The sequence below is a fragment of the Planococcus maritimus genome, from assembly GCF_001592825.1.
GTDB lineage: Bacteria > Bacillota > Bacilli > Bacillales_A > Planococcaceae > Planococcus > Planococcus maritimus_C.
Genome location: NZ_LTZG01000001.1, coordinates 1,523,970 through 1,549,173, shown reverse-complemented (window position 1 = coordinate 1,549,173; position 25,204 = coordinate 1,523,970). Strand labels below are relative to the sequence as shown.

At 49.8% G+C, this 25,204-nt stretch carries 26 protein-coding genes and 1 other annotated feature; of the genes, 20 read left to right on the top strand and 6 right to left on the bottom strand.

Annotated elements, in window-relative coordinates:
• The first annotated feature begins 54 nt into the window (after positions 1–54).
• The 4 genes from AY633_RS16600 (at position 55) to pabB (ending at position 3,406) form a co-directional block, all read left to right on the top strand.
• Positions 55–228 (top strand): hypothetical protein, encoded by a 174-nt coding sequence (locus tag AY633_RS16600; protein ID WP_182092066.1) that lies wholly within the window; start codon positions 55–57, stop codon positions 226–228.
• Between the two features lie 235 nt (positions 229–463).
• Positions 464–862, top strand: a complete 399-nt coding sequence (locus AY633_RS07625) for a DUF1259 domain-containing protein (RefSeq protein ID WP_068487726.1) — start codon at positions 464–466, stop codon at positions 860–862.
• Between the two features lie 158 nt (positions 863–1,020).
• Complete coding sequence (locus AY633_RS07620; RefSeq protein ID WP_313903499.1) at positions 1,021–1,686, top strand: anthranilate synthase component II; 666 nt, start codon at positions 1,021–1,023, stop codon at positions 1,684–1,686.
• Complete coding sequence (gene pabB, locus AY633_RS07615) at positions 1,664–3,406, top strand: aminodeoxychorismate synthase component I (RefSeq protein WP_068487724.1); 1,743 nt, start codon at positions 1,664–1,666, stop codon at positions 3,404–3,406. Before AY633_RS07620 ends, pabB begins: the two co-directional genes overlap by 23 nt.
• Positions 3,407–3,461: 55 nt before the next feature.
• Here the strand turns inward: pabB and AY633_RS07610 are convergent, their stop codons facing one another.
• The 3 genes from AY633_RS07610 to AY633_RS07600 all read right to left on the bottom strand — a co-directional run bounded on the left by AY633_RS07610 (position 3,462) and on the right by AY633_RS07600 (position 6,978).
• Positions 3,462–4,208 (bottom strand): ABC transporter ATP-binding protein, encoded by a 747-nt coding sequence (locus tag AY633_RS07610; RefSeq protein ID WP_068487723.1) that lies wholly within the window; start codon positions 4,206–4,208, stop codon positions 3,462–3,464.
• Between the two features lies 1 nt (position 4,209).
• Positions 4,210–5,841: an ABC transporter permease gene (locus AY633_RS07605; RefSeq protein WP_068487722.1), complete on the bottom strand. Its 1,632-nt coding sequence runs from the start codon at positions 5,839–5,841 to the stop codon at positions 4,210–4,212.
• 75 nt (positions 5,842–5,916) lie between these two features.
• Entirely contained in the window at positions 5,917–6,978 is a 1,062-nt protein-coding gene (locus tag AY633_RS07600; protein ID WP_068487721.1) for a Fe(3+) ABC transporter substrate-binding protein, read from the bottom strand.
• 277 nt (positions 6,979–7,255) lie between these two features.
• On the opposite strand from AY633_RS07600, the gene AY633_RS07595 reads away from it, so the two are divergent.
• A complete protein-coding gene (locus AY633_RS07595) occupies positions 7,256–8,749 on the top strand; it encodes an amidase family protein (protein WP_068487720.1) in 1,494 nt (497 codons plus the stop codon).
• Between the two features lie 183 nt (positions 8,750–8,932).
• On the opposite strand, the gene AY633_RS07590 is transcribed toward AY633_RS07595, so the two are convergent.
• Positions 8,933–9,862, bottom strand: coding sequence for a LysR family transcriptional regulator (locus AY633_RS07590; protein WP_068487719.1), 930 nt, complete (start codon positions 9,860–9,862; stop codon positions 8,933–8,935).
• A 150-nt stretch (positions 9,863–10,012) separates the two neighbouring features.
• Here AY633_RS07590 and AY633_RS07585 point away from each other — a divergent pair, with 150 nt between their 5' ends.
• The 8 genes from AY633_RS07585 (at position 10,013) to AY633_RS07550 (ending at position 17,284) form a co-directional block, all read left to right on the top strand.
• Positions 10,013–11,617 (top strand): gamma-glutamyltransferase family protein, encoded by a 1,605-nt coding sequence (locus AY633_RS07585; RefSeq protein ID WP_068487718.1) that lies wholly within the window; start codon positions 10,013–10,015, stop codon positions 11,615–11,617.
• 32 nt (positions 11,618–11,649) lie between these two features.
• Entirely contained in the window at positions 11,650–12,180 is a 531-nt protein-coding gene (locus AY633_RS07580) for a chromate transporter (protein ID WP_068487903.1), read from the top strand.
• A complete protein-coding gene (locus AY633_RS07575; protein WP_068487717.1) occupies positions 12,177–12,716 on the top strand; it encodes a chromate transporter in 540 nt (179 codons plus the stop codon). Before AY633_RS07580 ends, AY633_RS07575 begins: the two co-directional genes overlap by 4 nt.
• Before the next feature lie 94 nt (positions 12,717–12,810).
• Complete coding sequence (locus tag AY633_RS07570; RefSeq protein WP_068487716.1) at positions 12,811–13,491, top strand: FusB/FusC family EF-G-binding protein; 681 nt, start codon at positions 12,811–12,813, stop codon at positions 13,489–13,491.
• Positions 13,492–13,791, top strand: coding sequence for a hypothetical protein (locus tag AY633_RS07565; protein WP_068487715.1), 300 nt, complete (start codon positions 13,492–13,494; stop codon positions 13,789–13,791).
• Between the two features lie 155 nt (positions 13,792–13,946).
• Entirely contained in the window at positions 13,947–15,215 is a 1,269-nt protein-coding gene (locus AY633_RS07560) for a glycosyltransferase (protein WP_068487714.1), read from the top strand.
• 4 nt (positions 15,216–15,219) lie between these two features.
• A complete protein-coding gene (locus AY633_RS07555; RefSeq protein WP_068487713.1) occupies positions 15,220–15,831 on the top strand; it encodes a TetR/AcrR family transcriptional regulator in 612 nt (203 codons plus the stop codon).
• A gap of 196 nt (positions 15,832–16,027) precedes the next feature.
• Entirely contained in the window at positions 16,028–17,284 is a 1,257-nt protein-coding gene (locus AY633_RS07550; protein WP_068487712.1) for a Y-family DNA polymerase, read from the top strand.
• A gap of 42 nt (positions 17,285–17,326) precedes the next feature.
• On the opposite strand, the gene AY633_RS07545 is transcribed toward AY633_RS07550, so the two are convergent.
• Positions 17,327–18,499, bottom strand: a complete 1,173-nt coding sequence (locus tag AY633_RS07545; RefSeq protein WP_068487711.1) for a Rossmann-fold NAD(P)-binding domain-containing protein — start codon at positions 18,497–18,499, stop codon at positions 17,327–17,329.
• A gap of 279 nt (positions 18,500–18,778) precedes the next feature.
• Between AY633_RS07545 and AY633_RS07540 the strand changes: the two genes are divergently transcribed.
• From AY633_RS07540 to aldA, 7 genes are all read left to right on the top strand, one after another.
• Complete coding sequence (locus AY633_RS07540; protein ID WP_068487710.1) at positions 18,779–19,900, top strand: GTP-binding protein; 1,122 nt, start codon at positions 18,779–18,781, stop codon at positions 19,898–19,900.
• Positions 19,901–19,913: 13 nt separating this feature from the next.
• Entirely contained in the window at positions 19,914–20,063 is a 150-nt protein-coding gene (gene rpmG / locus AY633_RS07535; protein WP_058382433.1) for a 50S ribosomal protein L33, read from the top strand.
• A 39-nt stretch (positions 20,064–20,102) separates the two neighbouring features.
• Positions 20,103–20,372, top strand: coding sequence for a 30S ribosomal protein S14 (gene rpsN, locus AY633_RS07530; protein WP_068487709.1), 270 nt, complete (start codon positions 20,103–20,105; stop codon positions 20,370–20,372).
• A gap of 22 nt (positions 20,373–20,394) precedes the next feature.
• Positions 20,395–20,748: a hypothetical protein gene (locus AY633_RS07525; RefSeq protein ID WP_068487708.1), complete on the top strand. Its 354-nt coding sequence runs from the start codon at positions 20,395–20,397 to the stop codon at positions 20,746–20,748.
• Positions 20,749–20,932: 184 nt separating this feature from the next.
• Positions 20,933–21,256: a hypothetical protein gene (locus AY633_RS07520; RefSeq protein ID WP_068487707.1), complete on the top strand. Its 324-nt coding sequence runs from the start codon at positions 20,933–20,935 to the stop codon at positions 21,254–21,256.
• 38 nt (positions 21,257–21,294) lie between these two features.
• Entirely contained in the window at positions 21,295–21,984 is a 690-nt protein-coding gene (locus AY633_RS07515) for a Type 1 glutamine amidotransferase-like domain-containing protein (RefSeq protein WP_068487706.1), read from the top strand.
• A 93-nt stretch (positions 21,985–22,077) separates the two neighbouring features.
• Positions 22,078–23,520, top strand: a complete 1,443-nt coding sequence (aldA, locus tag AY633_RS07510; protein WP_082799198.1) for an aldehyde dehydrogenase — start codon at positions 22,078–22,080, stop codon at positions 23,518–23,520.
• 51 nt (positions 23,521–23,571) lie between these two features.
• Here aldA and tyrS read toward each other — a convergent pair whose 3' ends face one another.
• Positions 23,572–24,786 carry a tyrosine--tRNA ligase gene (gene tyrS, locus AY633_RS07505; protein WP_068487704.1) on the bottom strand — a complete coding sequence of 405 codons (1,215 nt, stop codon included), beginning with the start codon at positions 24,784–24,786 and terminating at the stop codon, positions 23,572–23,574.
• A gap of 79 nt (positions 24,787–24,865) precedes the next feature.
• Positions 24,866–25,107, bottom strand: a binding site (T-box leader).
• Between the last annotated feature and the right edge of the window lie 97 nt (positions 25,108–25,204).

Sequence of the window (25,204 nt, the reverse complement as noted above, 5' to 3'; positions counted from 1 at the left end):
TTCCGGCAAATGGGTATAGAGCTAGTAAGGAATTGAAACGAAGGAGGAAGGTCCATGGCCCAACAGAAATGGCTGAAAGTTGGAGCGGCGGCAATGCTATCTGCGGGAATGCTTGCTGCGTGCGGCGGTGAGGAAGACGAACCGGAAATGGAGCAGGAAACAGATGTCATGCCTGGTGAAGAACAAGGCGATTCTGAAGATGATGAGGAAGATAAGGACGGTTATTGAGTCTGGATAAGCTGTGAGCGGCCCAAAGACTTCATCTATCCGATACAAGTACGACCGGAAAGCCATAGTATTTCCGGTCGGGCAACGCAACGATATTAGCTGTATTTAAAAAAACCATCTGAATTTGGTAAAATGGAACAGACTATAGCGCTGGAACCAACGCCGAAAAAGCCCTTTCTTGGGTTTTTTCGGCGTTTTCTTTTTTGTGAAATTTGTTTTAAGAGAGGAGAACAACATGCAAATCAAACATACCATCATGGACCTTGCACAGCAGGTCGGGAACTTGCTGGAGGCGGAAACGGACACGACGGATATGGAATGCCTAATCAAGAAAAGCCGAACCGTAACCATCCAATTGCATGACAAACGTTTTGATTGCACACTCGAACACGATATTTCGTTTCGAAACTTGAAATCCGATGGCTCTGCCGTGAACGAAGCAGACATTTACCTGCTTCCTGAAGAAGTGGCGCTATTTACAGAAGCCTTGCAAAATCATCCGATTGCCTTGCCGACAGAGTTCGGACAACGCATCGACTCGAATCCCAATATTGTCTGCCTGCGACTGATGGCAGAAGAACCGCCAGAGAGTTTCGCCGCACGGCTTGCTGCTGCCTTACATCAGATCGATTAACTAAACACAACCCGGATGCCTCGCAATCCGGGTTGTGTCTGTTGAAACTATGAAATAGCAGTCCGTATAGGCAAAACAAATAAATCTCAGGTCGCGTCCGAATCGCCTGATCTGGTCCTGTTAGATAATCGATGCTTAATCTTCCTGCTCCCTTTATAATGAAGTTACGCATCATTTCATTTAAAGAGGAGTTTTTTTCCGTGATTGTCATCATCGATCATTATGATTCATTTACATATAATCTGGTCCATTATTTCGAACGGCTCGGCGCGCGCGTGGAAGTCGTTCAGAATGACCGCGCTGTGCTCCAAGAGGTCGAAGCTTTATCGCCGGAACTGATTGTGCTGTCACCGGGTCCAGGCAAGCCTTTGCAGCCGGGCGTCGGAACGCAAGTACTCGAACAGCTTAGCGGCAAAGTGCCGATCCTCGGTGTATGTCTGGGCCACCAGAGTATCGTCGAGTTTTACGGTGGCAAGGTCCAAAAAGGCACGCAGCCGGTTCATGGCAAAGTATCGCAAGTGGCACATGACGGACAGGGAGTTTTTGCGGGGCTCGTGTCACCAACTCCGGTCGTGCGCTATCATTCGCTCGTAACAGACAGCGCTACGCTGCCAGATACTCTAAGGGTGACGGCAACAGCAGAAGACGGTAGCGTTATGAGTGTGCGCCACAAAGATTGGCCGGTTGAAGGCATCCAATTTCATCCCGAATCGATTTTGACAAAGGATGGATTTCAAATGCTCGCGACCGCTTACCAAAATGCCCAATTATGGAATTGTGAAAAGAAAGGAGGCACGCCTGATGGCCCCTTATCTGCAGTTTGATTTTACGAAAGACGACGGATCTCCAGAAACGCTCGTGTTCTCCGAGCCCTATAAGGTACTCGAAGCGCATTCGCTCGTGGACGTGGCAGCCGTTTTTGAACAAGTTGACGATTACACATCGCAAGGCTATTACGCAGCGGGCTACGTTTCCTACGAAGCAGCACCTGCTTTTCATCCAGAAATGGCTGTGCACGAAGGAGCCGAAATGCCGCTTGTCTGGTTTGGCATCTACAAGGAGACACAAGTACCTACAGCTTCGAGTGAAGCCGCCTACGAAGTCTCAGACTGGACGCTCGAAGGCTCGATTCCTGAGTACAAGGAGGGCATCCAGAAAATCCGCCAAGCCATTGAAGAGGGCGATACGTACCAAGTGAATTATACAGAACGCCTCACCGCCGGGTTCAAAGGCGACTCAAAAGCATTTTACCGGCAGCTTGCGCGCAACCAGCAAGCGGATTACAGCGCTTACTTGGATATCGGGCGCCACCAGATTTTGTCGGCTTCGCCGGAATTGTTCTTTCGCATCGACGGTTCGCGTATCCGTACAAAGCCGATGAAAGGAACAGCTCCGCGCGGCAGGACGAGCGGGGAAGACGCCGCGATTTTAGACGTCTTGCTTGAATCAGAAAAAGAACGGGCTGAGAACTTGATGATCGTTGACTTGCTGCGAAATGACATGAGCCGTCTTGCCAAGCCAGGAACTGTCCGAGTGCCAAGGCTGTTTGAAGCGGAGAAATACCCGACTGTTCATCAACTGACATCGACCGTAGAAGGCGAATTGCCAAAAGGACTCAGCGTATTTGACTGGTTCCAGGCGTTATTCCCGTGCGGTTCGATCACCGGTGCACCCAAAGTCAGCACGATGCGTTATATTGCGGGACTTGAACAGACGCCACGTGAAGTCTACTGCGGTGCGATCGGTTACATTACTCCTGAAAAAAACGCCGTCTTTAATGTGCCGATCCGCACCGTCGTCATCGACCAGGACCAATCGGCTGCACGCTACGGTGTGGGCGGAGGGATTACCTGGGATTCGACGTCTGATGGCGAGTACGAAGAGCTCCTGACAAAAGCCCGCGTGCTGACCGACGAGCGCCCGGAATTCGCCTTGCTCGAATCGCTTAAGTTAGAAGACGGAAACTATCCGCTGGTCGCGCGTCATCTCGAGCGGCTGAAAAAAAGCGCCGCCTACTTCCGTTTTGAATTGGATGAAGAAGCTGTGTCAGAACAATTGGAATGGATTGCGGCGCAGCATCCAGTTGGACTTTACAAAATCCGTTTGACGCTCGAACGAAGCGGCCGGCTCGAATTGTCCGCACAACCAGCAGCGCCGATTGAGCAGCCGGTTCGCTGTGCACTCGCGAAATCGCCCATCGACAACCGAAATGCATTTCTTTATCATAAAACGACCAACCGCGGCATATACAAGCAGCACCAGCAGCAAGCGCCTGACGCTTTTTCCGTGCTGTTATGGAATGAACGCGAAGAATTGACCGAGTTCACCATCGGCAATTTGGTCGCAGAAAAAGACGGCTGTTTCTACACACCGCCTGTCTCTAGCGGCCTGCTCGCCGGAACTTACCGTGAGCAGCTCATTGAAGAAGGGCGTATTGAATCGAAAGTGCTGAAAAAAGACGAGCTCGACACGTTCGACGCCATCTGGTTCATCAACAGTGTGCGCGGGTGGATCAAAGTGGAGCTTGATGATTACCTTGTATGAAAACAGCAATTGAAAAAGCCGGCCCTTCCATTATGGAAGAGCCGGCTTTTCTGTGTTACACCTGAACGACAGGTTTGGATTTCAATACTTCTTCGGATTCGGCAATAGCTTCTTGACGGAACGTATCGAGCATATCGCACGGACGCCCAACAAAATCCATTTTGCCGTCTTTCAATTTCACAATGCGGTCGGCAAGGATGTGCGCGTCTTTTTCATCGTGCGTCACGAAAATGGAAGTGATGTTTGCCTTTTTCAAGATTTCCCGAAGGTCTTTGCGAATTTTCCCTTGAAGCTCAGCATCCAAATTACTGAAGGGTTCATCGAGCAGGATCAAATGAGGGTTCGGTGCAATCGCACGGGCAATTGCCACACGCTGTTGCTGGCCGCCGCTCAATTGGTGAGGATAGCGCTTTTCGTATTCCTCTAATTCGACGAGTTCAAGCATTTCGCGCATGCGTCGCTTCTTATCGGCTTTTTTCATGCCGGACAAGCCGAACATGATATTGGCGCCAACTGTCATATGTGGAAACAAAGCATAGTCCTGGAAAACCATGCCGATGCCCCGTTTTTCAGGCTGCAAAAATGTCTTATCGTCGAATAAAGTTTCATCTTGGATGACCAGGCGTCCATTTTTCGGCCGCTCCAGTCCTGCGAGTAAGCGCAAAATCGTGCTTTTTCCGCTGCCGCTGCGTCCAAGGATTGAAATAACCTCCCCTTTTTTGATGTCCAGCGTGAACCGGTCCAGCGCAGGGGCTTGTGTATTCGGATAGGAAAAACTCACATCTTCAATGGCGACAAACATATCAATCCATCTCCTTCTCGAGTATCTTATAGAAAATCACAATGGCCAAGGCGCTAATGCCGACTATCAGAAGGGAAGCTTGGGACGCCTCCATAATTTTTTCATCACTTGCATATTGGAAAGCTTTTGTTGACAATGTATCAAAATTAAACGGTCTCAAGATCAATGTCAAGGGAATCTCCTTGAGCACATCGATGAACACCAGGATAAATCCGCTAATAATCGCGCCTTTCATCATCGGCACATCGACTTTGAAGAAAGTCTTTGTCGGGCCGGCGCCGAGCAAGCGGGAAGCATCCCGGAAATTCGTGCCGATCTTGTCATAGCCGGTCTCGATCGAATTATAACCGATGGCAAAGAACCGGATGATATAAGCCGACAGCAGCAAGACGATGCTGACACTGAGGACCAACGTTGTCTCAAGGCCAATCGCCAAATACAGCGGGGCGAGGTAGCCATCAAGTGCCACAAAGGCGGTGACCACTGCGACCGCGATGACGGCACCGGGAATCGAATAGCCAAGTACGGTAAGTTTCGGCAATAGCTTCGTATACTTGCCTTGCACCATACGGGCAAAATTCCCGACGATGAGTGCAAAAACGACGATCAAAGTGGCGCTGAGCGCGGCAACAAATACCGAGTTCTGCACATAGCGCATGAATTCTTCCATCGGGATGGTCCCGAAGGTCAAGACTGTCCAATCAATTAGCTGAATAACGGGGATGAAAAAGCCGAGACTCAAGATCAGCATGCCGTAGCCTGCTGCTGCGAAGCCTTTCCAACCGCTAAGTGAGATCAGTTGGAGCGGACGCACTTTTGTCGAGAAATAACTGTACTGGCGCCTGCCGCGAAGCAGCTTCTCGATGAGTAGGATGATGATGACAAAGCCCATGAGAGAGGCGGCCAATTTGATCGATGTATCCAAATCCCCAAGGCCGAACCAGCTTTGGAAGATCGCGGTAGTGAACGTCTGGATGCCGTAATATTTCACGACCCCGTAATCATTCAACACTTCCAAAACGACCAGGCTCGCACCGGCAATAATGGAAATCCGGGAAATCGGCAGCACCACTTGGAAAAACGTGCGCCAAGGGCCCTTGCCGAGCAGCCGTGTGCTTTCGATCAAGGAGGCTGATTGTTCGGATAGATACACTTGAGTAATCGTATACACATAAGGATACAAAAACATCGTATAGATAAAAATCGCCCCGGGCAGATTCATGATATCGAAATATGCCGGGTCCAACTCCATTCCAAATCCATCGCGCAGCGTCGTTTGAACGGCGCCGGTGAAATTCAGGATGCCGTGGTACGTATAAGCACCGATAAAGGGCGGGATGGAAAGAGGGAGGATCAACGCCCACTTCAAAAAGCGCCGGAATGGGAAATCGTATTGCGCAATCAGCCAAGCGAGACTCAGCCCGATCAAGATTGTGGCCGTCGCTGTCGCGAGCGTCAGGATCAGCGAATTGATGACAAACTGCTGCAATACGAACTCTTTCATATGTTCCCAATTGTCATTCGACGGCGTGAAAAGCCCGGTGACAATGGTCAAGTTCGGCAGGAACAGCATCATGATGATGACGACTGCCCCTACAGTCCAAATATTGAAATTGGCCAATCTGCGTTGCAAAATCCAGGCACCTCTTTCCAACTCGCAAGAAATCCCCTGCCGCAAATATCAAGCGGCAAGGGGGACAGTGTAAGTTTATTTCCAGCCGACTTCGTTGAACAATAGAATCGCTTGGGCGTTGTTTTCGCCGAGTGCTGACATCGAGATGTCTTGCTCTTTGAAATCACCCCAAGATTGTAGCAATTCAGTTGGTTCCACGGATTCGTTTACTGGATATTCATAGTTAGCCGAAGCGAATGTTTCTTGTGCTTCCGGTGCGGAGAGAAACTCCAGCAATTGGATCGCATTTTCTTTGTTCTTAGATGATTTTACCACACCGGCGCCGCTAACGTTAACATGCGTGCCTGTTGTGTCTTGGTTCGGGAAGAATACGCCGAGGCTTTCAGCGACTTTCACTTCTTCAGGATCTTCAGAATTCAACATTTGCCCGTAGTAATACGTGTTCATGATAGCTACATCGCCAACACCTGCTGCGATGGCTTTCGCTTGGTCACGGTCGCCGCCTTCAGGATCGCGTGCAAAGTTATCGACCATGCCAGCTGCCCATTCTTTAGCCTCTTCTTCGCCGTTCAATTCAATGAGAGAAGCGAACAAAGATTGGTTGTAGATGTTTTCAGAGCTACGGATCAAAACGCGTCCAGCCCACTCGTCTTCTGCCAAGGCTTCATAGGTAGACAATTCGGATGGATCGACTTTTTCTTTATCGTACATGATGACGCGTGCACGTTTCGTCAGGCCATACCACACTTGATCTTCGTCTTGGAAATTAGCTGGGACTTGCTCATCTAGCACGTCGCTAGAAACAGACTGTAAAATGCCGTCTTCTTTCGCGCGGTGCAAGCGCCCTGCATCAGCTGTCAAAAACAAATCGGCTTGCGTCGCATCGCCTTCGCGTTTGATGCGCTCAAGAAGTTCGTCGGCTTCGCCTTTGATCACGTTGACTTTGATGCCGGTTTCTTCTTCGAATTTCTTGTAAAGTTCATCGTCTACATCATAGTGACGTGCCGTATATAGGTTTACTTCGTTGCCCGATGCTTCGTCACCGGATGTTTCTGATTCTTCTGTAGTCGAGCTGCCGCATGCTGCAAGGACGACAAGCGTACCGAGCACCAATAGGAATGAAAGTAATTTCTTCATGGGTGTCTCTCCTTTAAAATGGTCTATGAATCTTATATAAATGAAAATGATTCTCATTCATTAGTATAGCTAGCTATGCAGAGAAGTCAACGGTTTTGATAGAAATCTTGCTGTAAATGTGTCCATTTTCGTTATATTTTAGATAATAAATGGAAGCGCTTGGTCCGCAATCTCTGCACGGGCGCACGAAGCATCCGCTATTTGCCGCGAGCAGGAAATGCTACACTTGAGCATGATGAACAATTGAACTGACAGAATCGAAACGGGGGCAAAGGGAATGGACATGAAAACATATGTATCGCTCGATGCGACAGCGCTTGCGGAATTGGTGAGAAAAGGAGAGGCCAGCCCAAGAGAGTTGGTAGAGCTGAGTTTCCGACGTTTAGATGAAGTAGAACCGAAGCTACACGCTTTTACTGCGGAACGGCACGAGCAGGCGCTTCGAGAGGCAGAACATGGAGCAAATGGAGTTTTTGGCGGCGTACCAATTGCGCTGAAAAATATTTCACAAGCCTTAGCGGGTGAGCGGTTGAGTGCCGGCTCGAAAGTACTTGCCGATTTCCGGCCGGAGCGTGATTCTCATTTCGTTGCGCGCTTGAAAGTGGCTGGGCTCATTCCAATCGGCCACACAAATACGCCGGAATTCGGCTTGAAGAATATTTCAGAACCGGAATTGTTCGGGCCTACGCATAATCCATGGAATCTGGATCATTCACCAGGAGGCTCAAGCGGCGGAGCAGCGGCGGCTGTCGCATCCGGCATCGTGCCCGTCGCCGGTGCGAGCGACGGGGGCGGTTCAATCCGGATCCCTGCATCGTTCACAGGATTGTTCGGACTCAAGCCAACACGCGGCAGAACGCCTGTCGGGCCAGGAGCTGGGCGCCAATGGCAAGGGGCCTCAATTGATTTTGCGCTGAGCCGGACGGTACGGGACAGTGCTGGGCTACTCGATGCCTTGCAGATCGTCCAGCCGGAAGCGGCATTTCAAACGCCGCTATTTCCAGGGAAATACACCGAACAGCTGGACCGGGATTTTGATAAGCCCTTAAACATCGCGTTCTCTTTAGAGTCGCCAGTCGGCACCTTGGTGTCAGAAGAAGCGAAAACGGCGGTATTGAAAACAGTGCGCTGGTTGGAAGGGCAAGGGCACCGAATCGAAGAAAAAACGCCTGACATCGACGGCGTCCAATTGATGCGCGAGTATTATTTAATGAACAGCGGGGAAATGGCGCTGCTTAAGAAAAACCTCGAACACTCACTCGGACGGCGTTTGACAGAAGACGATATGGAAATCGAATCGTGGCTACTGGCATCGGCTGGTCGCAGAGTTTCTGCAGCGGATTATTCCGCGAGCCTCGCTGCGTGGGATGCGGCCGCCGCGAAAATGGCCGCACTTCACGAGCATTTCGATTTTTACATTACACCTGCAACAGCCCATGCGGCACCGGAAATCGGCGAATTGGGCCATTCACCGGAATCGCGCACACGGTTATTGCAAGCACTCGATATGGCACGCGATGCAACGGATCAACAAGAACTGATTTACGCGATGTTTTTGCCGAGCCTCAGCTATACGCCGTTTACGCAGTTGGCGAACTTGACCGGACAGCCGGCAATGTCTTTGCCGCTTCATGTAACGCAGGCGAATTTGCCGCTTGGCGTTCAAGTAATGGCGCAAAAAGGCGAAGAGCATCGCTTGCTTCAACTGGCGCGGCAAATCGAACAAAGCGTTTTATGGATCGGCCAGCAAGGCAACCCGTTCTTTCAGTAAATAGGATAGTCTACTTATAGAAGAAAACGATAAAAGCCCAAGAAAAGGAACGCCTTTTCTTGGGCTTTTACGGATGTAAAAAAACTATTTATCCGCTTGGAGCTTGAATTGGATATGGCGTCTTGTCCATCTGGATTGAGAGGAACAAAACGAGCGCAAATGAAAGTGAGCCGAAATGGTTCTTCAAAGTTCCACCAGGCGTTTTTGCGTATGCACCGAAACCTTCTCATCCAAGACATAGGACGCAAGGAAATCCAAGAAAAGTTGAGCCGCCGGAGTATGGAAACTTGCGCGATGGGTAATATAGTGGAAGCGGCTTTTGTTCGGAAAGTCGGCCAGCGTGATTGCGCCGATCGATCCGGTCTTCGTTTCGCTTTTGACAGTGGATTCCGAGAGATACGAAATGCCAAGGCCAAGTGCGACCGATTCCTTGATGGTTTGGGAGCTGCCGAAGCTCATGACTTTCTTCGGGGCGATGCCGAGCTGGGCAAACAGCTTGTCGGTGACGTCGCGCGTGCCGGAACCGGGTTCTCGGATGATCCAAGTTTCCGCTTCGAGCAGGCGGCGGTCGACTTGTGAATGATGAATGAGCGGGTGGTTAGGGCGAGCGATGATGACCATCTCCTCTTCTGTAAACAACTCTGTTGCGACATCGTTGCCGCTCGCTTCCCCTTCAACGATAAAGCCGATGTCAAGTTCTTGCTTATGGGTCTGTTCGATAATGGTCTTGGAATTGTGGATGGTGATACTCGGTGTAATGTTCGGATGGCGCTTGCTAAACGCGTAAATAATGCTTGGCAGAAAGTATTCGCCGAATGTATAGGCCGCACCAATCGACAAAGGCATCGCGGTCGATGGTTCGAGTTCCGTCAGTGCCAGCTTTAATTGATCGTATTTCAAGAGAATCTCTTTGGACTGGGCATACATCACCTGGCCGGCTTCCGTCAATTGGACGTATTTATTGCTACGCTCGAATAGCCGGACGCCCAGTTTGTTTTCCAGCGCCTTGATGCTCAAAGAAATAGCCGAAGGAGTCATATGAAGCAATTCGGCTGCACGGGTAAAGCTTTTTTGTTCAGCAGTGGTAACAAAAATCTCCAGTTTATGGTCCATATGTACACCTCGTTGAGTTTTACTCATTATACTATTAAATATATTTAATTTTACTTATTTGAGTGGCTCCCGTAAAATTTGAATAATATAAAAAGTTCACCTTGCTCGAGAATTTAATCGCTTGAGCAATACATAATAGGAGGAATCACATTGGATTATTCAAATCACCCTTTCCCAGGGAAACGCCATACGGTCTTCGGTAAGAAAGGCATGGTGGCAACCTCACAGCCGCTTGCCGCGCAAACAGGTCTTGAAATTTTGAAAAAAGGCGGCAACGCCATCGATGCCGCAATCGCGACAGCAGCGACCTTAACCGTTGTAGAACCGACCTCAAATGGCATCGGCGGTGATGCCTTCGCACTTGTCTGGGTCAAAGGCGAACTGCACGGATTGAATGCATCCGGCCCTTCGCCTCAGGAACTGACGATCGAAGCCGTTAAAGCAAAAGGGCACGACAAGATGCCAACGCATGGCCTAGTGCCAATTACGGTCCCTGGTGTTCCCGCTGCCTGGGCAGAGTTATCGAAACGCTTTGGCAAACTCAGCTTAGCGGAAACTTTGGAACCGGCCATTCGCTATGCGGAAGAAGGCTATCCATTGACGCCGATTCTCGGGAAGTATTGGAAAAAAGCTTACGACACCTTCAAAAAGAATTTCACCGCTAAAGAATTTGAAGCATGGTTTGAAACCTTTGCGCCAGATGGCCGTTCACCGGAAATCGGGGAAATGTGGAAATCGCCTGGCCACGCCGACACGCTCCGGAAAATTGGCGAAACCGATGCCAAAGCTTTTTACGAAGGCGAGCTGGCAGAGAAAATCGACAGCTTCATGACCGAACACGGCGGTTTCTTGAAAAAGCAAGACTTGTCCGCGTACAAGGCTGAATGGGTTAAGCCCATTTCGACGAGCTATAAAGGGCATGAGGTGTGGGAAATCCCGCCAAACGGCCAAGGCATGGTCGCGCAAATGGCGCTCAATATTTTCAAGCAACTAGACACTCCGGTCTGGCAACATGGCAACACGCTGCACCAGCAAATCGAATCGATGAAACTCGCTTATACGGATGGCCAAGCCTTCATCACTGAACAAGCGGATATGCCGGTGACGGCTGAACATTTATTATCAGATGACTACGCAGCGAGCCGCGCGAAAGAAATCGGGGCAGAAGCGATCAATCCGGTGGCGTACGAACTGCCAAAAGGCGGCACGGTTTACTTGGCAGCGGCCGACGAGGAAGGCAATATGATTTCCTATATCCAAAGCAATTACATGGGCTTTGGCTCCGGCATCGTCGTTCCGGGAACGGGCATCGGATTGCAGAACCGCGGAGCGGATTTCTCGCTTGATGACAGCCACCCAAATGCCTTGAAGCCAGGCAAGCGAACTTTCCACACGATCATTCCAGGATTTTTGACAAAAGCGGGCGAAGCGGTCGGGCCGTTTGGCGTTATGGGAGGCTATATGCAGCCGCAAGGCCATTTCCAAGTGGTCGTGAATACGCTTGATTATCTGCTGAATCCGCAAGCGGCGCTCGACATGCCTCGCTGGCAATGGATGGGTGGCAAAAAAGTGACTGTGGAAGCGGAGTTCCCGAACTATTTGGCGCAGGAATTGCAACGCAGAGGGCATCAAGTGGAAGTGATGGCGGACCCGGGCGGCTTTGGTCGCGGCCAGATTATTTGGCGCAATCCAGAAACCGGCGTGCTTGCAGGCGGCACGGAATCCCGTACGGACGGAGCGATTGCTGTTTGGTAACAGAACAAGGCGTCAAATCGATCGATCTCGCCATGGCCTTTTTCCGCGCCGGCATGCTCGGCTTTGGCGGCGGCCCGGCGGTCATTCCGATCATGCAGCGTGATGTGGTGGATCGCTACGGCTGGTTGACGGACGAGGAGTACGGTGACACGATCGCTTTATCGAACACCATGCCTGGACCGATCGCGACCAAACTCGCCGGCTATATCGGCTACCGTGTGGCGGGGCTTCGCGGCTGTTTGATCGCCCTCACTGCCTCGATTATCCCAACGGTCGTTTTGATGATTCTCCTGCTCGGCATCCTGCAAAACTATAAAGACGTGCCGTGGGTTGCCAATATGTCGAGCGCGGTCGTTCCGGTTGTCGCCGTCATGCTCGGTGTCTTGACTTGGAATTTTGTCCGGCAGTCTGAAAAGGCGCTCGGTTGGAGCAGGGCCATTTTATTGATCCTTGTCTCGGTCGTTTTACTTGAAGTTCTTGGCATTCACCCGGCCTTTCTTATTGCCGGGCTGATTCTAATGGTCCTTGTGCCTTTCATTAAAAGGACGGTGAAGAAAACATGATCTACTGGCAGATTTTCCTAGCCTTTTTCATTCCGGGCATTCTCGGTTATGGCGGAGGGCCGGCTTCGATTCCGCTTGTCGAGAAGGAAGTCGTCGGCCGCTACGGCTGGATGGATACCCAAGAGTTCAGCGAAGTGCTGGCACTTGGCAACTCTTTGCCTGGCCCAATCGCGACCAAGATGGCCGGCTATATCGGTTATGCTGAAGGTGGCGTGCTCGGGGCAGCGGTCGGCCTGTTCGGTGCAGTTGCCCCTTCGTTGATCTTGATGATTGCACTGATGGCGATTCTTTTTAAATACAAAGATTCACGAGAAGTGAAGAATATTTCAAAAGTCGTTAAGCCCGTCATCGCTGTCCTGATCGGCGTCATGACACTCGACTTCATTGTCACTTCAGAAGCATCACTCGGCGGTATCCAGACGGCAATCCTGATGGTGGTGAGCTTCCTGATGCTCGAAAAGTGGAAGCTTCATCCAGCATTGGTCATTACTTTGGCGCTGCTTTACGGGACAATCACAGGAATTTTCATAGCTTAAAGACAGGCATCCTGATTTCAGGGTGCCTGTTCTGCGATTGCGGACAAAATATGGTAAAATCACAGAAAAGTCATACCTTCTGAGGAGGCTAACGATGACCATCATCAAAGAATCGACGGACCGGACGAATGTTTCAGGCCAGCCCGAAGCGTTTATCCGCAACCATCAATATAATTTCATCAAAGAGCAAGCTTTGGCACTCGTGACGGCGCATGCCACTGCAAATGATGCGGAAGTCTTGAGCGTGTTGCGCCATTTGAGCCATGAAAAAGTATTTGCCATGTTCCCGGCGCTGACAGAAGAGCAGAAAAACGTATTGCGTCCATTGACGTCCGTAAAAGACACTCACGCTGCAGAAGAGTTTCTGTCTGGCCTGCGCCCTTATTTGATTCCTTTTCCAACCGTTAATCTCGATAACTTGAAACGCCTGTTTCCGAAAGCCAAAAGGTTGAAAGGGCCAAATCTCCAGGCCATCGATTTCCACTCGTTGTCGTATTTGTCCTGGCAGGAGAACACCAACCGCTTTTTGGTGGCCGAACGAAACGGCCGTCTGCAGGCAGTGAGCGGCCAATTTGGCGCGAGCCGCAAGCAAGGCGTCTGCATGATTTGCCATAAACACAGCTCAGTCGGCCTATTTATGGCCAAGACCAAGGGGGCGAATGTTGATAGCTACGTCAAGCATGGCCAGTACATCTGTGCGGATGAAGCAGCTTGCAATGCCCGCTTGACGACTGTCGACCGGCTCGAGAAATTTCTGGATCGGCTGGAACGCTAAATGATGGAAAACATGGAATCAATGTGGCTTGTCGGCGTAGCCCTTGTCACCGTTTGGGTCGTATATGTGGTGCTTAATCAACAGATTCAGGCATTGGAGGTGCGCATAAAGCATATGTCAAAACGGATGAAGCAATTGGAAGCGGAAGTGACGTTGGAAGAGCCGGCAATCAATGAGGAACTGCGTCGTTTAATCGCAGAGGGCGAGGAAATTCGTGCCGTAAAAGCGGTACGTGTCGCATTCGGCTATTCTCTCCTTGAAGCGAAACAGTATATTGACGGGTTAAAAGAGAATAATTGAAATGGACAGGCTTTCCTTTAACAGGAAAGCCTGTTTTGCTGCACAAAAACGAAACGATAAAGCAAATTTTGACAAATAAGCAAGAGCAACAGATAATCAAATTATTCCGACGACACTGTCGTCGGAGATGTTCGGGAAGGGAAGGTGGTGGGGAAATGAAAATCACCATGTTGACTTTAGGCAGCAGGGGAGATGTGCAGCCGTTCGTTGCGCTAGGACAGGAACTCGTAAAAAGAGGCCACGAAGTGATGATTTGCACAGGGGCCAGTTTTAAGAACTTCGTCGAAAGTAACGGAATTGCTTTTCACCCCGCATCGGCCGATTTAATGGCGATTATGGAGAGTGAGGAAGGAAATAAGGTCTTTAACGGAGGGAATTTCAAGCTCATCGAAATGTTCAAGTTCTCCAAACGAGTGATTACCCCGGCATATAGAAAAAGCATGGATAATTTCCACGCAGCTTCGCAAGGGGCAGCGTTGATCATCTATCATCCAAAAGCCCTCGGTGCCGTCGACATAGCCGTTCAGCAAAACATTTCCTCACTCTGCTTGTCGCCTGTTCCCATCATGTATCCGATAACGGAATTCCCGAATTTCACGATCTCCCCGAATAAAAACTTCGGTCCGTTATTGAACAAATGGTCTTATAAAGTAGTGATGTTAAGCGAACAGCCTTTCATGAAGCAAATTAATGACTTTAGAGAAAAAACATTGAAATTGCCAAAAAGAAAAGCAGGCCGGTATATGTATGAAATGAACGGTTCACCCATTCCCATCCTTTACCCTCTCAGCCCTTTCCTGTTTAAAGAAGTGGACAGCTGGAATCAGCATGTTTTTTTATCCGGTTTCTTTTTCATGGATTTAGGATACGCAACGCTATCTGAAGAAATTGAAGAATTTTTGAACGCAGGGAAAAAGCCTATCGTCATTTCGTTTAGTTCCATGCCTTTAACAGATCCGCACGGATTTCAACAAAAGTTGATCCAGGCGATCAAGGAGACAGGCAACCGGGCGATCGTGCTGGTTGGGACAAGCGGGATGGTGTTCGGCGAGGATGACCAGATACTCGCCGTCGATCAGGCACCCCATCGATTGCTATTCAAGCGAGCGGCCGGCATTGTCCATCATGGCGGTGTGGGCACAACGGCGGAAGCTTTGCTAAGCGGAGTGCCGCAGCTGATCTTGCCATTTACGGCTGACCAACCATTTTGGGCGAATCGGCTGTATAAAAAGGGCTATTCGGTAAAGCCGCTGCGGGAGAAAAATCTAAAGGTATCCGATTTGGTTCTCGCCTTGGAACAACTGACAAGCGAAGAGCGTATCGAACGGGCAAAGCAGATACAGAAGGAAATCCAATTAGAGAACGGGCTGCCAAAAGCGGCGGATTACATCCAGCACATACTAGAAGACCACAAGCAGGAGTGAAGAGATGCCAAAAACGACATTTTTTAAATTGACAGAGCAAAAACAAGATAGTTTAATAGCGGCTGCCATGCAGGAGTTTGCGAAAGCGACATTTGAAGAAGTTAAAATAGCGTCCATCATAAAGTCGGCTGGCATTCCGAGAAGCAGCTTTTACGATTATTTTGAAGACAAAGAAGATGTATACTTGTATCTCTTGTCGATGATCAAGGAACAAAAGCAGCTCTATATGGCTCCTTTGCTCGATAAGGAATCCAGCCCATTTTTTGACAGCTTGCGGGAATTTATAAAGGCAGGAGCTTTGTTTGCAGCGCATTACCCTTTATACGAAAAAATCGCCAAGAGTTTTTATGCGAATACGCAGCTGATGCAAACCCTTTTGGGAGAAGATAGGCCCAACATGATAAGTTTATACGAAGAGCTGCTCCTCGAAGGCATCGCATCAGGGGAACTTGCTCCCGATCTGGATGCGCCGTATATGGCTGAATGTATTTATCAACTGACCACCGGCCTTACAGCTGGATATGGCAAGGAGACTGATCAGGACATCAGCGAAATGATTGCCGAGAAATCGGAAAAACTCATTTCCTTATTGGAGAAAGGCATCGCTTATTCCTGAAAAGTTCGATGTAAGACTGTAGCGCCAAGTTCAAAAGCCCACCTCCTGATAAGGTAGGGCCTTTTTTTTATGGTCGGCAATGGCTGCCGTTACGCTTGCGGTCAAGCTTTGCTAGAATCTTTTTCTATTATGTCACTTGCCACTTAACCGCTTTTCGCATAAAATAAGAACAAATGTTCTTGTTAGGGGTGGCGTTATGGGAAAGCAGACAAAAAAGCCCCGCTATATCGCCTGTATCGACATGCGCAGTTTCTATGCCAGCTGTTCAGCGGTCGAGCGTGGCTTGGATCCGATGGAAGCCTGCATTGCCATTGTCGGCAATCAGGAGCGAAAAGGCAGCGTCGTGCTCGCAGCTTCCCCGCAAATGAAAAAACGCTTCGGTGTCAGAACCGGTACGAGGCTGTATGAAATTCCAGACCATCCGGATATCCTGCTCATTGAGCCAAGGATGCAGTTTTATTTGGAAATTTCGATGGCGATTACTGAGTTGTTCGCTCAGTATGTCCCAAAAGAAGACATCCATGTCTATAGCGTCGATGAGAGTTTTATCGATTTGACCGGGATCATCCATCTGTACGGGACGCCTGAAAAAGCCGCCATTGATATGCAGGATTCCATCATGAGCCAGTTCGGTTTGCCGTCTGCAGTCGGCATCGGGCCGAATATGCTGCTGGCAAAGCTCGCGCTTGACTTGGAAGGCAAGAAAAAAGGGCTCGCGCATTGGACGATGAAAGATGTGCCGAGAAAACTATGGCCGGTTTCCCCGCTCAGCAAAATGTGGGGCATTGGCAGCCAAATGGAGCGCAATTTGAACAATATGGGCATCTTCACTGTAGGCGATCTGGCACGGGCTGACGTTAAACGGCTGGAAGATCGCTTTGGCATCATGGGCCATCAATTGCACCAGCACGCCCGCGGCATCGATTATTCAGAACTCGGCTCTTTGCTCATAGAAGGGCAGAAAAGCTTCGGGAAAGGCCAGATTCTTTACCGCGATTATGAAACGCGAGAAGACATCCTGACGATTGTGCTCGAGATGTGCGAAGACGTTGCGATGCGCACCAGAGAAGCGCGGATGGCCGGACGCACGATCCACCTCGGCATGAGCTACAGCAAAACTTCCTTCGGCGGGGGATTCTCGCGCTCACACTCGATCGAAGAAGCAACTAACGACACCTTGAAAATCTATGGTGTGTGCAAAGAGCTATTCCGGGAATTTTATACTGGCCAGCCGGTCCGCCAAATTTCGCTGTCCCTCACCAATCTGGAAGACGAAACCTCGATGCAGTTGAGCCTGTTCGAAGCGGACAAATGGCAGAGACGGCGTCTAGGCGCGGCGATGGATGCGATCAAGCGCAAACATGGCCCGACTGCGATCTACCGGGGAGTATCTGGAACAGAGGCAGGGACAGCGATTGACCGGACAAAACTAATCGGTGGGCATAAGAAATAATACGCTTGGAATGGAGAAAACCCTGTCGTAACAACAGGGTTTTTATTGCGCTTGCAGAATGCGTGAAGCGGCTTCACGTGCGCCGGAAATATTGCGCGCGATCGGCCCGACTTCCAGCTCTGCAAGCGGGCCCATCACATAAAGTCCAGGACCCCATTGCAAAGTATGCGTGACGACAGGATAACCGCACGCGGCGCATGGTAAACGATGTTCCTCGATAATAGGTGCCAGCCAACTGCTTCCTGGCAGCTGTGGTTGAAAGCCGGTGGCGAGAATGGCGGTTCCGGTTTGATGAATCAGGCTGCCGTCTTCGTCAAAGAGAGAGGTAATGCCTTTTTGCCGATTTGCCTTATGCACATGGCCATCCGCCACGAGCCTTGGAAACTGGCGGAGTTGCTTACGCAATGCAGCATTTAGTTCCCGTGTGATGGAGCCTTTACGGCGAGCCGCTACAATCATTTCCCGGCGCCTTACATAGGAGCGCGTGTTGTGAAAAGCTTGCTGGTATTTTGGGCCAAGCCATCCCGGGTCGCTATCGAAATCATGTACGCGGAACGGATGGCGCTTCAACAAGGTCACTTGTCCTGGAAACTGCTTGTGAAGCTTCAAAGTCAAAAGCACCGCTGTGATGCCGCCGCCGATAATCGTAAAAGGGGCTTGTGAAGCGTCGAACTTTGGCAATTCCTTGTCGAATACATGAAAGATCGAACCGGGTGAATCTGTCTGTAATTGCTGTGCCCACTCCGGCCAGTGCAACTGCTCACCTGCGCCGATTGCCAGGACGACATTGGCTCCCATAACAAGTGACCCGTTCTCCAAATGGATTTTCCAGCCATTCTCCAAGCGCTTGATTGACTCTACGCGGCCTTGGATCCAGCTGCGGCGGATTTCCTGTTCACGCACTAAATGCTCGCAATGTTCATGAAACAGCAATAACGAAGGCCGCTTGAACTTGCCAAAAAATGAGGCGCCTTCGCCAAAGAGGCTGGCTTTGGCATGACGATTCAATGAAAAGGGGTCCACATCAAGATGATGGACAAAAGGCGAGCGCAAGAATGGCATGGAGATGGCTTCGGTGCAGCGTCTCCACTCAGATAGCGGTTCCTCGTGAGGATCGATGATTGCCATTTCTTCAGGTGCAACGCCTTTTTGCTTCCGTAAAAAAGTGGCCAGCGTCATTCCTTGGATGCCGCCGATAATGATCCAGTTGTGCATATGCATGTCTCTCCCAACCGCTCAACATATAATAAGCTGAGCCTTGTCATAAAAATTGTCTTCAGTTGATTTTTAAATAGTAACTATTACGATTTGTTGTAGACAATATACATGCTGGAAGGGGAAATGACAAGTAGTTTCGACAGAAGTGGGACTCAGATGGAAACAGCAGAATGAAGATTCTGCTGAAAAATACTTGCACAAATGAACAAAGCGCTTTAATATATAAAACGTAATCGTTACGATTTGTTGATTGAGATCATAAGGGAGTTAGATAAGATGGATAAGCGCATCCCCATTACTGTCTTGAGCGGATATTTGGGCGCAGGCAAGACGACGTTATTGAATCATATTCTATCGAATCGGGATGGAATGAAAGTCGCGGCCATCGTCAACGACATGAGCGAAGTGAATATTGACAGTGCGCTCGTCCAAAACGGCGGCTTTTCCCGCACAGAAGAAAAGCTGGTCGAAATGCAAAATGGCTGCATTTGCTGCACCTTGCGTGAAGACTTGATCGTTGAAGTCGAAAAATTGGTGAAGCAAGGCGAGATTGATTATATCGTCATCGAATCGTCCGGCATCAGCGAACCGGTACCGGTCGCACAGACCTTCAGCTATATGGACGAGACGATTGGTGTGGACCTGTCCGCTATGTGCCGCCTCGACACGATGGTGACGGTCGTTGACGGGCATGGCTTCTGGCGTGATTTCGCTTCCGGTGAAACTTTGCTCGACCGAAAAGAAGGCGCGACAGAATCTGATGAACGGGAAATTGCTGATTTGCTGATTGACCAAATCGAATTTGCAGACGTCATTTTATTAAACAAAGCGGACCAGCTGACAACAGAAAAAGCAGAAGAACTCCACGGCGTGCTGCGCGCCTTGAATCCGTCCGCGAACATTCTGCGCACCGAGCGTTCACAGGTGCCGCTTTCTGAAGTGCTCAATACCGAACGCTTCGATTTGGACAAAGCGAGCCAAGGCGCAGGATGGATCAAAGAGCTGAACGAAGAGCATGTACCGGAAACTGAAGAATATGGCATCGCTTCCTTCGTTTACCGCAGTCAGACACCGTTTCATCCGGAGCGGCTGTTTCACTGGATCATGGACTGGCCGGTAGAAGTGATTCGCGCCAAAGGTTTTTTGCGCATTGCCACACGTGACGAGACGGCTACTTTGTTGTCGCAGGCCGGTCCTGCTGCAAGTTTAGAGACGGCAGGCGCGTGGGACAAAACTTATGGCGTGAAAATGACTGAGCTCGTATTAATCGGCATTAGGATGAATCAACAGGAAATGGTGCGGTCTTTAAATGACTGCTTGCTGACAGAGTCAGAGCTGACTAAGGATTGGAGCCAATTTAACGATCCACTGCCGGCTGCATCAACTATTCATCAATAAGGAGGAACTCAATATGAGAGTGAACATTACACTGGCCTGCACCGAAACAGGCGACCGCAATTATTCGACGACGAAAAACAAGCGCAACAATCCGGAGCGCATTGAATTGAAAAAATACTGTCCACGCTTGAAAAAAGTAACTTTGCACCGCGAAACAAAGTAATCTACCGAAAATTATTGCATAATAGAGAGGAGCCTATCGATGGCCAAAAAATCAAAAGTAGCACGCGATAAAAAACAACGTGAAATGGTGGCGCGCTATGCGGAACTCCGCAAAGAACTGAAAGCGCAAGGCGATCACGAAGCATTGGCGAAACTGCCAAAAGACTCGTCGCCGACCCGTTTGAAGAACCGTTGCGAAGTGACTGGACGCCCGCGCGGTTTCATGCGCAAATTCGGCATGTCCCGCATCGCATTCCGCGACCTTGCACATAAAGGGCAGATCCCCGGCGTCAAAAAATCAAGCTGGTAAGACAATAAAGGAGGCGTGGGCAATGAACGATGGCATGATTGCCTATTTGCTGAAAAGCGAAGTGGCGAAACTGGGTGAGGAGCATCGGCAATTATACCGCTTCATAATAGAACTGGAAGATGCGCTGGCTGAACAAGCGGATTCCGTAGAGGAATTTCGCCATTTGCTCGTGCTCCATTCGCCTTTCGAGCAGGCGGCTTACCGCTTCAACCGCTCGTTCAAGGAAGTTTCCGCCATGATGCAACAAATCGAAGCAGAACTCGGTGATAAGATCGAAGCCCGCCAAGAACGCGCCAAATGGCTCGACTATACAGACCATTTCGCCGGTGAAGCAGGACAGGAAGACAAGCAAGTGTTTTTGTTTATTAGTGAATAAATTTCATTACTATGCACAACAGCCGCCAGGAAATTTCTGGCGGCTTTTTTGTGGAGATTTTAAAGTTGGGTGTGAAACCATTTCCGGAAACGAGCGTAACATAATCAAAGGCATTGAGAAGCACAAGATAAGTGAAGGCTTTATGATTCAATAAAAGAAAGCAGATGAAGGAAGGGTGAAACGTGTGGCACATTGCACAAATTGTGGAACCAAATGGAAAGCGACAGACATCTGGAAACTAGGCATGGCAAAGGACGGCAAAACCTGTGCGACTTGTGGTGAACGACAATATGTGTCGTTTAAGAATGGCGGATTTTTAATGGGTCTCGGGTATATGAGCGGGACGATCGGGCTGCTGCTGATCGTGTTGTTTCCATACTACATTCGGTTAAGCAAACAAAAAGAGAAAGAATTGTATGGGGGGGAGAGGATCGGTCAGGCTGGAAGAGTTGCAAACTATCCAAGTAAAACCGATGGAAGTGGCAGGAGAATTGCAGCGCTTGAGTGAAGAGAACTAGACACCTACAAATGCCAGGAGGAAACCCAATGAAACAAATTATCGCACTCGGCGGAGGCGGCTTCTCGATGGAGCCAGACAATCCCCTGCTTGACTTATACATACTGGAACAATCACCGAAAAAAACGCCGAAAATCTGCTTTATCCCGACGGCGAGCGGCGATGCAGACAGCTATATCGCGCGCTTTTATGATTTTTTTGAACAGCATGACTGCGAGCCTTCGCATCTGTCGTTATTTAAGCCGCCCGCACAAGCACTTGAAGAGTTCGTTTTGTCTCAGGACATTCTGTATGTCGGTGGGGGCAATACGAAAAATTTGCTCGCGTTGTGGCGGGAATGGGGCTTGGACCGGATCATCGAAAAAGCCTGGAATCAAGGAATCATCCTAGCCGGCATCAGCGCCGGGTCGATTTGTTGGTTCGAACAAGGCGTCACCGATTCTTACGGCGACGAACTTCATCCACTGTCGTGCCTAGGCTTTTTGTCTGGCAGCAATTGCCCTCATTACGACGGGGAAGTAGACCGGCGCCCGGTGTTCCAGCGGCTGCTCCAGCAAGAGCAGATCAAGCCTGGGCTCGCCGCAGATGACGGCGTAGCGCTTCATTTTATTGGCGATGGCTTACACGTTGCTGTCAGTTCGCGCCCATATGCCAAGGCTTACCGTGTAAGAAAAGGATATGAAGAAGCAGTGGAAACGCGATTTTTAGGAAAGACCTGACGTCGTGTCTAAGCAGCTTAGGGCAGAAGGCCAAGTTTACCGGTAACGGAAAAGGGAAAAACCTACTAATTAGAAAAATTAGGAGGAGATCTTTTGCGAACTCACCAAATGTACGTGAACGGCGAATATATAACATCTACTGGAGACGAATGGATCGACATTATCAATCCGGCAACGGAACAAGTGATTTCCAAGATTCCAAAAGGCACGGAACAAGATGTCAACAAAGCAGTAGAAGCAGCACATCAGGCCCAGCAAGCGTGGGAACTGACGCCAAACATCGAACGCGGGAAAATTGTCCGCAAACTGGGCGATAAAATTGCTGAAAACCGCGACAAATTTATCGACTTATTGCAAGAAGAGCAAGGAAAAGACTATGAACTGGCGAGCGGCGAAGTCGACCTCGCGATTGACTATTTCCATTATATGTCCGAATGGGCAAGACGGATCGAAGGGGAAATCGTCCCAAGCGACCGCCCGAATGAAAATATTCTGGTCTACAAAAAGCCGATTGGCGTCGTGGCAGGCATCATTCCTTGGAACTTCCCGGTGTTCATTCTGGCCCGGAAAGTCGCGACTGCGCTCGTCACAGGCTGCACGATCGTCATCAAGCCGAGCCAGCAAACTCCGAACACCGCCATGGAATTCACGAAAATCGTCGATGCGATGGAAGAAATTCCAGCAGGCGTTTACAATGTCGTGACCGGTACCGGCTCGGAAATCGGCAATGCGCTAGCCTCGCACAAGAAGGTACAGATGATTACCATGACAGGCAGCTTGCCGGCTGGTACGAAAGTGATGGAAGCCGCAGCGCAAAACATTACCAAGGTCAATCTCGAACTTGGCGGCAAAGCCCCAGCTATCGTCACGCAACACGCCGACTTGGACTTGGCCGCAAAAGCCATCACCACATCAAGACTCGCAAACGGCGGGCAAGCGTGCACGAATGCCGAGCGCTTGTATGTCCATGAAAGTGTCGCCGAAGAATTCACCCAAAAACTGGTTCAAGCATTTGAAGCGACAAAACTCGGCGATCCGAGAGAAAGCAAAGACGTTACGATGGGACCATTGATCAGCCAGGACCGCTTAGAGACAGTCGAAGGCATGGTCAAAGATGCTGTAGCACAAGGGGCGTCCGTTGCAACAGGCGGGGAGCGCGCAGATCAGAATGCCGGCTTCTTCTACAAGCCGACCATTTTGACGAACGTCACCCACGACTCTGATATTATGCGTGAAGAAATCTTCGGTCCGGTGCTGCCGATGACGACCTTCAGCACCATCGAAGAAGCGATTGACATGGCTAATGACACTGTCTACGGCTTGTCATCTTCTGTTTATACAGACGACTTGAACGAAGCCATGCGTGTCGTCAATGAAATGAAATTTGGCGAAACCTACGTCAACCGCGAAAACTTCGAAGCAGTACAAGGCTATCACGCCGGCATGCGCCAATCCGGACTCGGCGGGGCAGATGGCAAGCACGGCATGGAAGACTTCCTTGCGACACAAGTTGTTTACATGCAGTATAAAAAATAAAGTGAATAAAGGCGCAGAAACGGATGTCCGTTTCTGCGCCTTTTCCTATGACTATTTTTCAAGACGCAAAAAGCGTTTTTTGCCGATCTGCAGGACGTCGCCGTTCTGGATGGCGGTACCGAGTTCTTCGTGTGTCAGTTTATCACCGTTAAACGATACCCCGTTTTGTTCGATCAGTCGGAGGAATTCGCTTTTGCTGCGGACGAATTCCTGTTTCACCAATTGCGGGATGATGTCTTCGATGCGTTCCTTGCCGTTTTCCACCCGTAGTGAAGGAATGTCTTCCGGGATTTCGCGTTTTTGGAAAGCCGTCTCGAAATAATCTTTCGCTTTTTTCATCGCTTCGTCGCCATGGTAGAGCCCCGTGATGATTTCAGCCAGTTCGAGTTTGATATTTCGCGGGTTTTCGCCGTCTTCTAGCCGGTCGAGCAAGGATTCAATCGCTAAGGGATGCTCATCTGTCGTCAGTTCGAAGTACTTGAAGACTAGAGGATCTGGAATTTCCATGACTTTTTTGAACATGACTTCAGGCGCCTCGCTGACGCCGATGTAATTGCCAAGGCTTTTGCTCATTTTTTCCACGCCGTCGAGCCCTTCGATAATCGGCATGAAGATGGCGACTTGTTTTTCCAGTCCCATATGCTTTTGAAGCGTGCGGCCCATCAAAATGTTGAAGGTTTGATCGGTGCCGCCGATTTCAATATCGGCCCCTATTTCAACGGAATCGTAGGCTTGCATGAGCGGATAGAAAAATTCGTGCAGGCCGATTGGCGACTGATTTTGGTAGCGGTTCTGGAAATCGTCCCGCTCGAGCATGCGCGCGACCGATGTGCTTGCGGCAAGCTTCAACACTTCCTCGAAATTCAGCTTCGACAGCCATTCGCTATTAAAGCGTACTGTCGTTTTCGTTTTATCAAGCACTTTGAAAATCTGTTCGTAGTAAGTTTCCGCATTCTCCCGTACCGCTTCATCACTGAGCGCGGTCCGTCCTTTGGCTTTGCCGGAAGGGTCGCCGATGCGCCCCGTAAAGTCGCCAATTAAAATGACCGCCTGGTGGCCGAGGTCTTGTAATTGCTTGATCTTGCGCAAAACGACGGCATGGCCAAGGTGGATATCTGGTGCCGATGGATCGAGCCCTAGCTTGATCGTCAGCGGGCGCTGTTCGTTGTATGAGCGCTCGAGTTTTTCGAGCAATTCGCCTTCGTCGATGATTTCGGCGGCTCCTTTTTCGATGATTTTCAGTTGTTCAGCGGGTGTGAGTAGCATGCTAACATCTCCTTATCTTGGAATGGGCCATATCGCAAAAACGATCAGAATACAAAAAAGCGCCCTCTAGGGAAAAACCCTAAAGGACGCGGATATGCGTGTTACCACCTTAGTTTGGAAACTGCTCGCACAGCTTCCCTTGGAAAGTACGGCCGAAGCGATACTCCTGCACGGATTACGGATGCAACTCCGGTGTAGCCTACTAAAAGTTCGGTACACAGCTCAAAGAGGTATTTCCCCAGACACCGCATGCGCCTCTCATCAACCGGCCGCTTTCTGTATGCTTCAGTCACAGGTACTCGTTCTTATCATCGCTTTTGTTCTTATATGCCGAAATGCTTGGGCAAATATTCGTTATGCGGATATTGTTTTCCATTATAACCCTTGTAGGAAAGAAGTCAATTAAAATCAAGGGTAG